Origin of the sequence: Algibacter amylolyticus (assembly GCF_014202225.1) — a bacterium.
Lineage (GTDB): Bacteria > Bacteroidota > Bacteroidia > Flavobacteriales > Flavobacteriaceae > Algibacter_B > Algibacter_B amylolyticus.
Genome location: NZ_JACHGE010000003.1, coordinates 118361 through 133012 on the forward strand (window position 1 = coordinate 118361; position 14652 = coordinate 133012).

Consider the following 14652-nt stretch of genomic DNA (forward strand, 5'->3'; position numbering starts at 1 on the left):
CTCGAATTTTTTCGAGATTGTATCGAGAACCACTTTAAAATCAGTATTTCAATTCAAAATAAAACGCCATCTATTTCTTTAAAACTAGCATAACAAATTAATTTAAATTTCCAAACCGCAAAAATCAGAAATTAGCCCATGAATATATCAGAGATTAACAGCGATATACCCATTTTTGCTTCCGATACTATTATATTCGGTGTCCTTTGCATTACGCTAGCACTCATATTTCACACCTCCAGTTTACCAAGGTTTTCAAAGTTTTATAAAATTGTACCAGCGCTATTACTGTGTTACTTTTTACCATCGGTATTAAGTTCTGTAGGGTTAATAGCCGATAAATGGATAGACGTTACAGCAACAATAAAGCACTTACAAGCTCTTTATGGCAATCTAGAAGGAGTCAGCAATTTACACGACCTAAAAGTTTATATCGCCGCAAACCAAATAGATACTTCGGTGTATGCCCAGTTTATAGATGGTAGCAAGTTGTATTATGTGTCGTCGCGGTTTTTGTTACCCGCAGCCTTGGTGTTATTAACCATGAGTATCGATTTAAAAGGTGTTTTTAAATTAGGCTCCAAAGCCTTAATCATGTTTTTAACCGCAACCTTTGGGGTAATGATTGGTGGTCCGTTGGCTATTTTATTTTTTAGTTATGTAGCTCCAGATATTTTAATAGATGTAGAAGGCACCGAGCTATGGAAAGGACTATCAACCGTAGCTGGAAGCTGGATTGGTGGTGGCGCCAATCAACTCGCCATGAAAGAGCAGTGGGAGGTAAGCGACAGCCTGTTTAGTATCATGGCTGTAGTAGATGTTTTGGTGGCCGAAGTTTGGATGGCATTCCTATTATTAGGCGTTGCCAAATCCGATAAAATAGACGCTTATTTTAAAGCCGACAACTCCTCTATAACCGCATTAAAAAATAAAATGGAAACCTTTAGTTTAGAAACTGCAAGAATTCCATCCTTTAACGATTTAATAATCCTTTTAGGTATTGGTTTCGGTGTAACCTCATTAAGCCATTTTGTGGGCGATAATTTAAGCGTTTGGGTAATAGAAAACGCCCCGTTTTTGGTCGATTTCGGACTAGGTAGTGCCTTTTTCTGGTTAATAATTACCGCAACAACCGTTGGTGTTCTACTATCTTTTACCAAAATAAAAAGTTACGAAGGCGCAGGCGCAAGTAAAATAGGCACCGTGTTTATTTACATTTTGGTAGCCTCTATTGGTATGAAAATGAATTTAAATGCCATAGTAGAAAACATAAGCCTATTCGCCATTGGTTTCGTTTGGATGCTTATACATGTTGGTTTACTATTTGTAGTCGCTAAAATTATAAAAGCCCCATATTTCTTTTTGGCAGTAGGCTCTAAAGCTAATATTGGTGGTGCAGCTTCGGCACCTGTGGTGGCAGGAGCTTTTCATCCGTCGTTAGCACCTGTAGGTGTTTTGTTGGCGGTTTTAGGCTATGCTTTAGGCACGTATGCCGCATTTGCATGTGCTTTAATGATGAAGTGGGTAAGTTAGTTTTTTGAGTGCTATTTGGGCGCCTGTCTTAAGAGTAGTCGAAAGGTTACCACACCCTTCGTCTGCGCTCAGGGAAGGCGGTCAGGCTTTCACTACTCAATCCCTCCTATGTCGGGGATTTCAAACATGCCGTTCAATCCCTAACGCGGACTTTGTTAATAAGCACAGACCTTTCAGTTTAGCACGAACGCCCTATGTTTTTTATACATTGTTACCTACTGCCTTTTTCTATTCGGGTAACTCTTCACATTTAATGCCATTGTCGTTTAAAATTTCAATGGTCTTTTTTACAATATTAACTTGGCTATCAATCCGTAAAATATTGTCACAATCTTCAAGGTCAAAGTTCCAATTGGAATCTGCTAATAATTTGTTTAAATGTGGTGTTAGTAGTTTGATTGTTTTTTTAGAACTTATTGATGTTTTAAATACAAATACCATTATTATCTTTTTTTATCTGTTTATGTTGCGAAGGATTTTATAATCAATGTAGAAAGTGCCAAATGGAATAAAACAAGCGATAAGGATTTTCCAAGTTGTTTCTTTGAATTTCCACTGTTGTTCGATACTTACTTTTAAAGCATTTATTAAAAACAGTAAAAATAATGCACCGTGAATAGGCCCAAGAGATTTTGAAAGTGAAGAATTGTCATAATAATATTTTATTGGAACAGCTACAAAAACCAAAACAAGTAATGAAAATCCTTCTAAGAAAGCAAGAAGTCGTAAACGTCCGATTGTTGTTGTAAAATACTTTTTCATAATTAAAATTGTCTAAAATTAGGTCTACTTGATAGTGGTGAAAATGTCCAAGGAATTACAATAAAAATGATTAATAAAGCAATGGAATACCAAAGAAGCATTGTTTTAAATTTTTCTTTATCTGTTGGTTTTCTTTTTGCTTTTGCAGAACCAATTGTCAATACAACAATAGAAGTCAACATTAGAAAAATGTGTATTAAACCATAGAATGTCAAGTCCAAATTTTGTAAACCTATTTTGGTTTCTTTCCAAAAGTATTTTATTATCGGACTTTGTGTATAAAGTAATATACCAACCATTAACTGAATGTGTGCCATGGTTGCTGTCCAATGTCGAAAAGCATTATCTACTTTTGAAAATGATTTGTTTTTTGAGTATCCAATAAATGCTCTATAAATGGAATAAACCAAAAAAGCTAGAACAAACCAACGGATTAATGAGTGAATAGATAATAATGTTAAATACATTTTACATTGTGGTTTTTTAATTTTAATGTAAAAGTAAATAAAAACATACTAATTAGTATGTTTTTAAATAAAAAATTATTTTAAGCTATTGAGGTAATTTTTAAGTTGCTTTAAATAAGATAGATATGGTTTTTTACTGTTTTCTAATTTCCCAAAATTTCGTATACCCCAATAACCTGACATAATAAACATTGTTACCTGTTTTGCATTAACATTATTACGTACAAATTTGTTTTCCTTTCCTTTTTCAATGATAGCTGTCATTACTTTTATCCATTCTTGTGTTAGCTCGTTTAAAGCAATATTAAAGTCAGTATTCCAAGGAGTCATCTCTTGTGTAAAGTTTGATGCTGGACAACCATACTCAACTTTTAAAAACTCATTTTTCATTAAAAGGTTATCCATTAGATAATAAATAGCCTCCAATGGGTTTTCTTCTTTTTGTAGCGGTTGAATAAAATTGTTTGTAAATCTTGGTTTCAGAATTTCATTGATAATGGCAACTCCCATCTTGTCTTTGGTTTTAAAATGGTAATAAAAAGCTCCTTTTGTTACTTGTGTTGTAGCAATAATGTCATCAATACTTGTTGTTTGATAACTCTTAGTATAAATCAGTTCAAATGCTTTTTGTAGTATTGTCAGTCGTGTTGATTCTGCCTTTTTCATATAAGATACTATTCAGTATTTTTTATACAAAGAAACAATAAAATAGTTTTTGTTCAAAATTTCAATCTATTCGGCTATTTTCAGGTTGTAGGTAATGCAAAGATAAGTTTCCGTTTCAATGAAATTTATCGATTGTTAAACGAATTTAGGTGATTTTTCTGACAAATTCAAGTAGTATGCTAAAGCGATTATATAAATTTGATATTGAGTTTATAAGTTGCGTTAAGGATTGAACGGCATGTTTGAGCTCGCCGACATAGGAGGAAGCGAGTAGTGAAAGCCTGACCCTTTAGGGTGCGCCTTTCGACTTCGCTCAAGACAGGCTCCAAAAAAAATCTAAACAGTGGTGAGATTCACGTTTTCCCGGCCATAAAAAAAGCCCAATCTTTCGATTGAGCTTTTGGTATATATTTGTGAGCGGTATTAGTTGTTACCTGCTTCTAGGTTTTTCATTTCCTTTTCAATCATGTCGTAAAACTGATCGATTTTTGGAAGTATAACAACACGTGTACGTCTGTTTTTTGCTCTGTTTGCAGCAGTATCGTTATCGGCTAATGGCACGTAAGAACTACGACCTGCAGCGATTAACTGTCCTGGGTTAACATCTAACTCTTGTAATACTCTAATGATAGAAGTAGAACGTTTTACACTTAAATCCCAGTTATCTACTAACACACCTTTACTGTATGATTGGCTGTCTGTATGACCTTCGATCATAGCTTCGAAATCTGGTTTGCTGTTAATTACCTTAGCTACTTTTGCTAACACACCTTTTGCTTGAGAGGTTACATTGTAGCTTCCTGATTGGAATAATAATTTATCGGCGATAGAGATAAATACCACACCTTTTTCAACATTTACTTCAATATCTGGATCGTTAATTCCAACTTCACGCTTTAAGCTAGTTACTAAAGCTAATGTTACACTGTCTTTTCTAGAGATAGCGTCTTGTAAACGTGTAATTTTTAAATCTCTTTCTTGTAAAGACTCTAAAGATTTTTCAAGGTTTGTTGCGCCTTTAGATGTTAATTCTGTTAAATCTTGAGAACTTTTAATTAAAGCTGTATTGTTCTTTTTTAAATCGTCAAGCTGATCTTTCATAGCCTCTACACGTGCTGTAGCTGATGCTCTGTCCTCTAAACAAGAGTTAAGTTTTACAGTTGCTGAGTTAAGTAAGTCTTGAGTTTCTTTTTGTTTTGCTTCAAGGTCTGTGAACAATTTTTTTGATACACATGAACTTAATAAAAGCATTGCAGATGCACTTAGTAATAAAATTTTTCTCATGATTATTTTAAGGATTAATTTCTATAATTAACTACAAAAATATACAAAATTCGGTGGTTTTTAACATTTTAACAAAACTTTTGCTAATAGTCTTATAAACTGCGGTATTCTGTTTTTTTACATACGAAGTAATCGTACACAATAGATGTTGTAGAATAGTACTTTGTTTTGGTTTTTATGGCTTTTCGTTGCTTTAGTACTCGTGGTAATTGCTTGTAATAACTAAAGTGTGCTTTTAATATGGCTAGCATGTGTAACGGTTTTAATTGCAATAAAAACTTAATGGCTGCTGCACCATCTAATATAAGACGCACAAATATTTTACCAAATACAAAGCCATTGGCATTTTTGGTTAAGGTAATTAAGCTATTCCGGAAGTTTAAAAAGGTTTTCCTGGGGTTTGTACTTTTAAGCGTTGCTCCGCCTACATGATATATTGTAGATTGCCCAACATATTTTATGGTATGACCTAGGTTTTTTGCGCGCCAGCATAAATCGATTTCTTCCATGTGAGCGAAAAAATACTCATCAAGTCCATTTAATTGTTGGTAAACGTTGCTTCTTATAAATAAACAGGCGCCTGTTGCCCAAAATATTTCGGTAGTATCGTTATACTGTCCATGGTCTTTTTCGATGGTATCAAAAATACGACCTCTACAATACGGATAGCCATATTTATCTATAAAGCCTCCTGCAGCACCAGCATATTCAAAATACGCCTTGTTATTAAAATCTAATATTTTTGGCTGAATTATACTTGTATTAGCCTCGGTTTTAAAGGTGTTTATAATAGGTGTAAGCCAATTTGGAGTAACCTCGATATCGCTGTTTAGTAAGCAATAAACATCTGCCTTTACATGTTTTAATGCGTCGTTGTAGCCTTTGGCATATCCGCCATTGGTTTGGTTTTGTATTAGTGCTATATTGGGGTAATTGGTTTTTACAAAGGCAATGGAATTGTCGGTCGAGGCATTGTCTGCTACATAAATATCGGCACCTTGACTATGCTGTATTACCGATGGTAAAAACTGTTGTAATAGTTTTTGTCCGTTCCAGTTTAGTATAACGATTGCAATTTTCATGATTGGTATTCTGGAATATCTTTTAAAAATTGATAGCGTTCATTTTCAAAATCCATTTGGCAATAATAATGATTTAATCCGTTTGTTACCATTAAAAACGTGGCATTTAACTCTAGGTTATAACGTGCAATTTGATCGAAAGTAGATTGATTGATGCTTATTTTAGGGGCTTTACATTCTACAATTAAATGAATGCTGCCATTGGGATTATAAACCACAATATCGTAACGTTTTTTTAAATCGTTAATGATTATTTCTTTCTCAACATTTATTAGCGATAGCGGGTAGCCTTTTTCTTGTACTAAAAACTGAATGCAATGTTGGCGCACCCATTCTTCGGGCTGTAAAACGATAAATTTTTTGCGTATAGGATCGAAAATAGAAACTTTATTTTCGCTATTTTTGAAACGGAATTGATATGTAGGGAAATTTAAATTTTGCACCTCACAAATTTATCATTATTAAGTCACTTGTAGTGATTTTAATAAAAAATTTTAAAGACACTTTGGACGAAGTAAAACAGCTAGTTACCGATATTAAAAACAAAAACCTTAAGCCCATTTATTTTTTAATGGGTGAAGAGGCTTATTATATTGATAAAATTTCCGATTTTATTGAAAGCTCTGTACTAAGTGAAGAGGAGCGTGGTTTTAACCAAATGGTATTATATGGTAGAGATGTTACCATAGATGATATTGTTGGGCAAGCTAAACGTTTTCCTATGATGGCAGAGTACCAAGTGGTTATTGTTAAGGAAGCTCAAGATTTATCGCGCCATATTGAAAAACTAGCAGCCTATGCTAAAAATCCGCAACCCTCTACAGTACTTGTAATTAATTACAAATACAAAAAGATTGATAAGCGTAAAGGGTTATATAAAGCACTTAAACCGGATTGTGTGGTTTATGAAAGTAAAAAGCTTTATGACAACCAGGTACCCGATTGGATTAGGCGTGTATTATCGCCAAAAAACTATACCATTTCACCTAAAGCGGCGCATATGCTTGTTGAGTTTTTAGGGACCGATTTAAGTAAAATTAATAACGAGCTAGAAAAGCTTCAAATTATTTTAGCCGAAGGCACCCAAATTTCGCCAGATCATATTGAAGAAAATATAGGGATTAGTAAAGACTATAATAATTTTGAATTACGAAAGGCTATTGGCGAACGTAATGTGCTTAAAGCGCACAAAATAGTTAATTATTTTGGTGAAAACCCAAAGGATAACCCCATGGTGGTAACGGTTTCGTTATTGTTTAGTTATTTTTCGCAACTGCTTCATTTTCATGGGTTGAAAGATAAGTCGCCTAGAAGTGTGGCTTCTGCATTAAAGGTGAATCCTTATTTTGTAAACGATTATATTACTGCTGCTAGAAATTTTCCGATGCGAAAAGTTAGTGCCGTAGTATCGACGTTACGAGAGTTTGATGTAAAGGGTAAAGGTGTAGGATCTAACGCTGTGCCACAAGGCGATTTGCTTAAAGAGCTTTTGGTTAGAATACTTTCTTAAAAGGGTTTTGGAATTTTTTAAATTGAGTTACTAAAATTTTAATGGTACTAGAATGTGCGCTAGGGATAGTAGTGGATAGCCCACAGCCCGACGTAGGAGGTGCGAGGACTTGTAACGAATAGCCCGACCCTTGTGGTAGCGCCCAAATTATTCTATTATTTTATAAATAAACAGAAATTGTTAGCACAAGCATAGTAAAAATAAGTAGGATAATTACCAATGGTATAACGAATTTTAGCCATTTATTATAACCTACTTTTACGATGGCTAAAGATGCCAATATTAATCCTGTTGGGTTTATAAATGCGAATAAGCCCATGCCGTATTGGTAAGCGTTTACTATCATTTCTCTGCCTATACCAACGCCATCGGCAAGCGGCGATAGGATAGGCATAGTTAATACGGCCATTCCTGAAGATGATGGTATAAAAAAGGATAACCCTCCATAAATATAGAGCATAGCGTTAATAAAAACGCCTTTATTCATGCCGTTTGTGGTGTTGCTGGCGTAATATAAAAGGGTGTCGCTAATTTGGCCGTCGTTCATTATAATAGTGATGCCTCGTGCTATACCAATAATAATAGCTACACCTAGTAAATCGCCGGCGCCTTTTACAAAAACATCGACAAAGGTGTGTTCTTTTATTTTACCAATGATGCCTATGGCTATGGCGCCCACTAAAAAGGTAACGGTCATTTCTACAAACCACCAATCTAATTGCGATACACCATAAATCATGACTACAAAACAAGACATAAAAATGATTAGGATTAGGCGTAACCGAAAGGTTAATTTTATGGATGCATTGGTGCTGTTTCCGAAGTGCTTTTCGATGGCTTCCTTTTGATCGTAAATTATAGATTTTGTGGGGTCTTTTTTAACACGTTGTGCATACCTTATTATATATAGAATACAGATTAAGGTGCCTAAAAACAGCATGATAAAACGTCCTGTAATACCGGTGGTCCAATTAATTCCTGCCGCATCTGATGCTATAATTGCAGAAAACGGGTTTGTAGTGGAACACATGGTGCCAATACAAGAGCCTATATAAATACAGGCAAGCGGCACCATAGCATCGTATTTAGCGGCTAAAAATATGGGAATAAGTATGGGGTAAAAGGCTATGGTCTCTTCGGCTAAACCAAAGGTGGTTCCGCCAACGGCAATTAAGCTTGTTACCAATATAATAAGGATAAACTCATAACCTTTTAAGGTGTTGGCTAGCCATGATATACCAGCATCGAAAGCACTTGTGTAATTTATTATACCTATTAGACCACCTATAATTAGGACTAGAAAAATAATATCGGCACCTTCAATTATTCCCTTTATGGGCGATTTAATAAAAGGTATAATACCTTGAGGTTTGGCTTCAACTTGTTGGTATGTATTAGGAATGCTTATAGGTTTCCAAATATCGCCCGATGTAAATTTTTCTAATGGAATTTTTATACCAAGGGTGTTTAAGGTTTCTTGAGTAGCATCTAACTGCGTGATTTGCTCCAAACTTGTTTGCGTAAATTTGTTGCTAGATGAATTATAGGACAAGGAATCATATTTTCCAGAAGGCACAAACCAAGTTAAAATAGCTACTAATCCAGCTATAATGATTAATATGGTTTGGGCGGTTGGGAATTTAATTTTTTTCAAGGCTATAAATTTTTAATTAAACGAAAGATAGTACTATTTTAGTTTTTATTAAATATTAACTGAGAAATGAACATTGCAATCCACAAAAGTTGGCAACCTTATTTAAAAGAAGAATTTAGTAAACCTTATTTTTTGGACTTAATGCGTTTTGTTGAAACGGAATACAAAAACACGATATGCTATCCGCCAAAAGATCAAATTTTTAATGCTTTTAATTATTGTCATTTTGATGATGTAAAAGTGGTTATTCTTGGTCAAGATCCTTATCATGGCGAAGGGCAAGCTAATGGCTTATGTTTTTCTGTAAATGATGGTGTGGCGCATCCGCCGTCTTTAAAAAATATATTTAAAGAGCTCGAAACCAATTTAGATATACCGTATCCGGAAAGCGGAAACTTAATGCGTTGGGCAAACCAAGGGGTTTTATTATTGAATGCAACCTTAACCGTTAGAGCTCATGAAGCAGGAAGCCATCAGAAAAAAGGATGGGAGACTTTTACCGATACTGTAATAAAAACAATAAGCGATAAAAAGGAAAATATTGTGTTTTTGCTTTGGGGCGGATATGCGAAAAAGAAAATAAAATTAATTGATGTGGAAAAACATGAGGTGTTTACTTCTGGGCATCCATCGCCATTAAGTGCTAATAGAGGTTATTGGTTTGGTAATAAACATTTTTATTACACCAATACACATTTGGATAAAAGTGGGTTAGATCGAATTATTTGGTAAACAATTGGTTTTCGTTTTCTCTTTTATTTTTATACAAAATGTGTAAAAGAAAAAAGAATGCCAGTATTATTGAGGCAAATAATATAACTATAGATATAATGTTTAACATAATTTTTTGTGTTATAAGTTAGACACGAAAAATATATTTTGGTCACATATAACAAGTACAATTTTTTAACGCATACAATAAAAATTGTCTGTGTAGAAAGTTATTGAGCTGTTAGGTTGACGTTTAGAGTATTGCTAATGCTATATATCCATGTATTGTATAGCATAAATGTTTTTATGACTTTTATAAATAAGTGGTAAACATTAAAACATTAACTACCAGTAGCACCAAGGGTTTGAGTAGTAGGAGCAACGGTTAATCGGGTTCTTAATACAACAGGTTTTTTGTCTATTTTATTTTTTTTAATAGTCTTGTTACAACTTAGTTTAAGTAGCACAAGATTAAAGATTACAAGTCCAGTAAAAATTAGAGTAGTTGTTAGTAACATTGGCATTTAAGATTTTTAGTGAGACCCTAAGTTTATTTTTTGGTCACAATTACAATTAAAAAGCTTTATTGCTAACTAATTAAGATATATCTAATTATATGAGTTATAAAGGGTTAATAAAGGATATATAGAAGAGGCTTTTAGTCTCAATTTTTCCCTTTACGATGCGTTGAAATATTATAAAACGAAAGTATTGGAGTGAAAATAACGAGTAATAGAATAAAAAGTAATTAAAATATAAAGATTGATGTTAGTGAAAAGACAAAATTAACACCATAAAATAGCGTAAAGTGCTCTCGTTTAATTGTTAACGAGCTATTTAAAAAACAAAATACTTAGGGCCTTTAGAAGGTGAAAAGTGATAAAAACAAAACAGGCAATAAAATAAAAATATTTTATTGCCGTTGGTATATCAATCGCAAAAAATACTAGTATTAACTACCAGTAGCTGCAAGTGTTTGCGTAGTAGGAGCAACGGTTAAGCGTGTTCTTAAAACAACAGGTTTTTTGTCAACTTTTTGAGCTTTAATAGTCTTGTTACAACTTAATTTAAGTAGTAACAGATTAAAGATTACAAGACCAGAAAGAATTAGAGTAATTGTTAGTAACATAGGCATACAAGATTTAGAGTCCGACAATTTACATATTAATCCGCTAAACAGCAAGCAATTGTCAGTAAAATAATAATTTGTTTGTTGTTCGATACAAAATTAACAAATGTTTAGCATCTATCAATACTTAGTTGTACGTATTTTAGTATTTTTAAGATATAGTCAATTTCTTAAGTAAAAAATTGAGTTATCGTTATTTTGAGGTACTTTTTTTTGGTGACAATTCAATAAAACGCTTAAATAATATAACCATCTAAAAATCAACATATTCGCTATTTTTGTGCTATTTTTTTTAAATCGAAAGGGTGTTTTGCTTAAATAAATTTATTTTTGGGTAAAATTATAGTTAATTATGAATCAACCGGAATGGGTCGTAGCCAAAGAATACCAGGACATCACTTATAAAAAGTGTAATGGTGTTGCTAGAATAGCGTTTAATAGACCAAATGTTCGAAATGCATTTCGACCAAAAACAACAAGCGAATTATATGACGCTTTTTATGATGCAAACGAAGATGTTAATATTGGAGTTGTGTTATTATCTGCCGAAGGACCATCAACAAAAGATGGTGTGTATTCATTTTGTAGTGGAGGCGATCAAAAGGCAAGAGGAAAACAAGGTTATGTAGGGGAAGATGGGTATCATCGTTTAAATATACTAGAGGTTCAACGTTTAATTCGTTTTATGCCTATGGCTGTTATAGCTGTAGTTCCTGGTTGGGCTGTAGGTGGCGGACACAGTTTACATGTGGTTTGCGATTTAACTCTTGCAAGTAAAGAGCATGCTATTTTTAAACAAACCGATGCCGATGTAACAAGTTTTGATGGTGGATATGGATCGGCCTATTTAGCAAAAATGGTAGGGCAGAAAAAAGCAAGAGAGATATTTTTCTTAGGTCGTAACTACTCGGCTCAAGAAGCTTTTGAAATGGGAATGGTTAATGCTGTAGTACCTCATGATGAGCTAGAATCTACAGCATACGAATGGGCTCAAGAAATTCTTGGAAAATCGCCAACATCCATTAAAATGCTTAAGTTCGCTATGAATTTAACCGATGATGGTATGGTAGGGCAACAAGTTTTTGCTGGTGAAGCTACACGTTTAGTTTATATGACCGATGAAGCCAAAGAGGGCAGAAATGCCTTTCTAGAAAAACGTAAGCCTAATTTTGATAAAAAATGGATTCCTTAAATGGGAAATTTTTCGACTTGGATTTCTGCAATGCGGTTACGGACATTGCCACTTTCTATTGCCGGTATTATAATAGCAGGGTGTTTAGCCCATTATAATGGTGTTTTTAAATGGAATATTTTTATACTTGCTATTCTTACAACTTTAAGTTTTCAAATATTATCTAATCTTGCTAACGATTATGGTGATGGTATAAAAGGAACAGATAATGAAGATAGAATTGGTCCAGTTCGGGCTATTCAATCTGGGAATATAACTCCCGAAGAACTTTTTAATGGTATTAAATTAAATATTTTAATATCTATTATTCTAGCTTTTGCGCTTATCTTTTCGGCATTTGGAGTTAAACATTTTTTGCTAACCATATTCTTTTTTGGGTTAGCTATTGTCTCTGTTGTCGCTGCAATTCGTTATACCGTAGGTAATAGCGCTTATGGTTACAAGGGATTAGGAGACATTTTTGTTTTTGTTTTTTTTGGGTTAATTAGCGTTATCGGAGCTTATGTTTTATTTGCAAAACAAGTAGATCACGTTACCTTTTTACCCGCATTTACAATAGGTTTATTGAGTACAGGTGTATTAAACCTGAATAATATGCGAGATAGATTGTCTGATGCTAAGGCTAATAAAATTACGCTTGCGGTTAAATTGGGAGAGAAAAAAGTTAAACGCTACCATAACGTTTTGGTTTTAGGTGCCATTATCCTATCTGGGTTATTCGGGATACTGTATTATACATCTCCGTATAATTTAATTTTCATGATTACCTATGTGCCATTATTACTTCATTTAAAACGCGTTAATGCGAATAAGGAACCCAAACTTTTAGACCCAGAATTAAAAATACTAGCCTTAACAACAGTGTTATTAGCAATTTTATTAGGAATAGGACATTTACTTCCATTTTAGTATATTTAGTACTCATAAACTTATAATTTATTTTTAATGAAAATCACATTCTACGGTCATGCTAGTTTAGGAATTCAAATAAAGGATATCAACATTCTTGTAGATCCTTTTATTAGTCCCAACGAAAAAGCATCTCAAATAGATATTAATACGCTTAAAGCGGATTATATTTTGGTTACACATGCACATCAAGATCATATTGTAGATGTTGAAGCTATTGCAAAACGTACGGGCGCAGTTGTTATTTCAAACTATGAAATTGTTAATTATTTCGGTGCACTTGGTATCGATGGACATCCTATGAACCATGGTGGTAAATGGGATTTTGAGTTTGGTACCGTTAAGTACGTAAATGCCATACACACCTCGTCGTTTCCAGATGGAAGTTACGGTGGTCAACCTGGTGGATTTGTAATTGAAGGTGAGCATAAGAATATTTATATAGCCGGCGATACAGCCTTAACTTTCGATATGAAATTAATTCCGCTTCAAACCAAGTTAGATTTAGCAATTTTACCAATAGGCGATAATTTTACTATGGGTGTAGATGATGCTATTATAGCCAGCGATTTTATAGATTGTGATAAAGTAATGGGATATCATTATGATACTTTCGGTTACATTGAAATAGACCATGAAGTGGCAAAACGAAAATTCTTTGAAAGGGATAAAGATTTAATGCTTTTGGAAATTGGAGATTTTATTGAACTATAAATGATAAAAGCAACGTACAGCTCATACATTTTAAATTTTAAACAGGCTAGTGGCACGTCTCGAGGTGTTTTAAAAACTAAAGAAACTTGGTTTATAATATTAAATTCCGAGAATAAAAAGGGGATAGGTGAGTGTGGATTATTTAGAGGTTTATCCATTGATGATACTGCAGATTACGAAGACAAACTAAAATGGGTTTGTAATAATATTGCTTTGGGTCTAGACGAACTATTGATGCGTTTAAAGGAATTTCCAAGCATTCAATTTGGATTAGAAACCGCTTTTAAATCTTTAGAAAGTGATGATTCATTTAATTTAATACCTTCAGAATTTACTCGTGGTAACGATGCTATCCCTATAAATGGTTTAATTTGGATGGGATCTGAAGCTTTTATGAAACAGCAAATTAGGGATAAAATTGATGCGGGTTTCAGTTGTATTAAAATGAAAATTGGAGCTATTGATTTTATTTCAGAAATAAATCTTTTAAAATCTATTCGAAAACAATTTTCTTCAAAAGATATTGAATTGCGTGTGGATGCTAACGGCGCTTTTCATCCTTCTGAAGCTTTAGAGAAATTAAAAGTGTTATCAGATTTAGATTTACATTCTATTGAGCAACCAATAAAACAAGGGCAAATGGAGCAAATGGCTATACTTTGCGATAAAACACCTTTGCCAATTGCTTTAGATGAAGAATTAATTGGTGTGTTTTCTGTAACAAAAAAGCAAGAATTGCTACAAATGATTAAACCACAATATATTATTTTAAAACCAAGTTTGGTTGGTGGTTTTTCTGGGAGTAACGATTGGATTAATTTTGCAGAAAAACAACAAATAGGATGGTGGATAACAAGTGCTTTAGAGAGTAATATAGGTTTAAATGCAATTGCGCAATACACCTATTCAAAACACAGTAATATGCCACAGGGTTTAGGTACTGGCGGTTTATTTACTAATAATTTTGAAAGCCCTTTACAAGTAAAAAACGGTACATTGCAGTACAGTAATTTAAAACAGTGGAAATTTAATTTATAAT

At 33.5% G+C, this 14652-nt stretch carries 16 protein-coding genes; 7 read left to right on the forward strand and 9 right to left on the reverse strand.

What is annotated here, in order from left to right; genetic code table 11:
- Nucleotides 1-138: 138 nt before the first annotated feature.
- Nucleotides 139-1533: a DUF819 family protein gene (locus HNQ90_RS08185; RefSeq protein ID WP_144116008.1), complete on the forward strand. Its 1395-nt coding sequence runs from the start codon at nucleotides 139-141 to the stop codon at nucleotides 1531-1533.
- Between the two features lie 228 nt (nucleotides 1534-1761).
- Here HNQ90_RS08185 and HNQ90_RS08190 read toward each other — a convergent pair whose 3' ends face one another.
- The 7 genes from HNQ90_RS08190 to HNQ90_RS08220 form a co-directional block, all read right to left on the reverse strand.
- Nucleotides 1762-1974, reverse strand: a complete 213-nt coding sequence (locus tag HNQ90_RS08190; protein ID WP_144116007.1) for a hypothetical protein — start codon at nucleotides 1972-1974, stop codon at nucleotides 1762-1764.
- A 12-nt stretch (nucleotides 1975-1986) separates the two neighbouring features.
- A complete protein-coding gene (locus HNQ90_RS08195) occupies nucleotides 1987-2295 on the reverse strand; it encodes a DUF3817 domain-containing protein (protein ID WP_144116006.1) in 309 nt (102 codons plus the stop codon).
- A gap of 2 nt (nucleotides 2296-2297) precedes the next feature.
- The gene (locus HNQ90_RS08200) at nucleotides 2298-2762 is read right to left on the reverse strand and encodes a hypothetical protein (protein ID WP_144116005.1); all 465 of its coding nucleotides are present in this window, start codon (nucleotides 2760-2762) and stop codon (nucleotides 2298-2300) included.
- A gap of 75 nt (nucleotides 2763-2837) precedes the next feature.
- Nucleotides 2838-3428, reverse strand: a complete 591-nt coding sequence (locus HNQ90_RS08205; protein ID WP_144116004.1) for a TetR/AcrR family transcriptional regulator — start codon at nucleotides 3426-3428, stop codon at nucleotides 2838-2840.
- A 423-nt stretch (nucleotides 3429-3851) separates the two neighbouring features.
- Nucleotides 3852-4712, reverse strand: coding sequence for an OmpA/MotB family protein (locus HNQ90_RS08210; protein WP_144116003.1), 861 nt, complete (start codon nucleotides 4710-4712; stop codon nucleotides 3852-3854).
- 92 nt (nucleotides 4713-4804) lie between these two features.
- Entirely contained in the window at nucleotides 4805-5794 is a 990-nt protein-coding gene (locus tag HNQ90_RS08215) for a glycosyltransferase family 2 protein (RefSeq protein WP_172625842.1), read from the reverse strand.
- Nucleotides 5791-6237, reverse strand: coding sequence for a type I restriction enzyme HsdR N-terminal domain-containing protein (locus HNQ90_RS08220; RefSeq protein WP_144116001.1), 447 nt, complete (start codon nucleotides 6235-6237; stop codon nucleotides 5791-5793). The genes HNQ90_RS08215 and HNQ90_RS08220 overlap by 4 nt, the downstream gene beginning before the upstream one ends.
- Before the next feature lie 62 nt (nucleotides 6238-6299).
- Here HNQ90_RS08220 and holA point away from each other — a divergent pair, with 62 nt between their 5' ends.
- Nucleotides 6300-7304: a DNA polymerase III subunit delta gene (gene holA / locus HNQ90_RS08225; protein WP_144116094.1), complete on the forward strand. Its 1005-nt coding sequence runs from the start codon at nucleotides 6300-6302 to the stop codon at nucleotides 7302-7304.
- A 160-nt stretch (nucleotides 7305-7464) separates the two neighbouring features.
- Here the strand turns inward: holA and HNQ90_RS08230 are convergent, their stop codons facing one another.
- On the reverse strand, nucleotides 7465-8958 hold the full coding sequence (locus HNQ90_RS08230) for a YfcC family protein (protein WP_144116000.1): 1494 nt from the start codon (nucleotides 8956-8958) through the stop codon (nucleotides 7465-7467).
- Nucleotides 8959-9024: 66 nt separating this feature from the next.
- Between HNQ90_RS08230 and ung the strand changes: the two genes are divergently transcribed.
- Complete coding sequence (gene ung / locus HNQ90_RS08235) at nucleotides 9025-9690, forward strand: uracil-DNA glycosylase (protein ID WP_144115999.1); 666 nt, start codon at nucleotides 9025-9027, stop codon at nucleotides 9688-9690.
- Between the two features lie 931 nt (nucleotides 9691-10621).
- On the opposite strand, the gene HNQ90_RS08240 is transcribed toward ung, so the two are convergent.
- Nucleotides 10622-10798 carry a hypothetical protein gene (locus HNQ90_RS08240; RefSeq protein WP_172625841.1) on the reverse strand — a complete coding sequence of 59 codons (177 nt, stop codon included), beginning with the start codon at nucleotides 10796-10798 and terminating at the stop codon, nucleotides 10622-10624.
- 352 nt (nucleotides 10799-11150) lie between these two features.
- Between HNQ90_RS08240 and HNQ90_RS08245 the strand changes: the two genes are divergently transcribed.
- The 4 genes from HNQ90_RS08245 to HNQ90_RS08260 are packed head-to-tail and all read left to right on the forward strand — an operon-like array spanning nucleotide 11151 to nucleotide 14651.
- Nucleotides 11151-11990, forward strand: a complete 840-nt coding sequence (locus HNQ90_RS08245; protein ID WP_144115998.1) for a 1,4-dihydroxy-2-naphthoyl-CoA synthase — start codon at nucleotides 11151-11153, stop codon at nucleotides 11988-11990.
- Nucleotides 11991-12899 (forward strand): 1,4-dihydroxy-2-naphthoate octaprenyltransferase, encoded by a 909-nt coding sequence (gene menA, locus HNQ90_RS08250; protein ID WP_144115997.1) that lies wholly within the window; start codon nucleotides 11991-11993, stop codon nucleotides 12897-12899.
- A gap of 36 nt (nucleotides 12900-12935) precedes the next feature.
- On the forward strand, nucleotides 12936-13613 hold the full coding sequence (locus tag HNQ90_RS08255; protein ID WP_144115996.1) for a metal-dependent hydrolase: 678 nt from the start codon (nucleotides 12936-12938) through the stop codon (nucleotides 13611-13613).
- Nucleotides 13614-14651, forward strand: a complete 1038-nt coding sequence (locus HNQ90_RS08260; RefSeq protein ID WP_144115995.1) for an o-succinylbenzoate synthase — start codon at nucleotides 13614-13616, stop codon at nucleotides 14649-14651. It abuts the gene before it with no gap.
- Nucleotide 14652 lies beyond the last annotated feature (1 nt).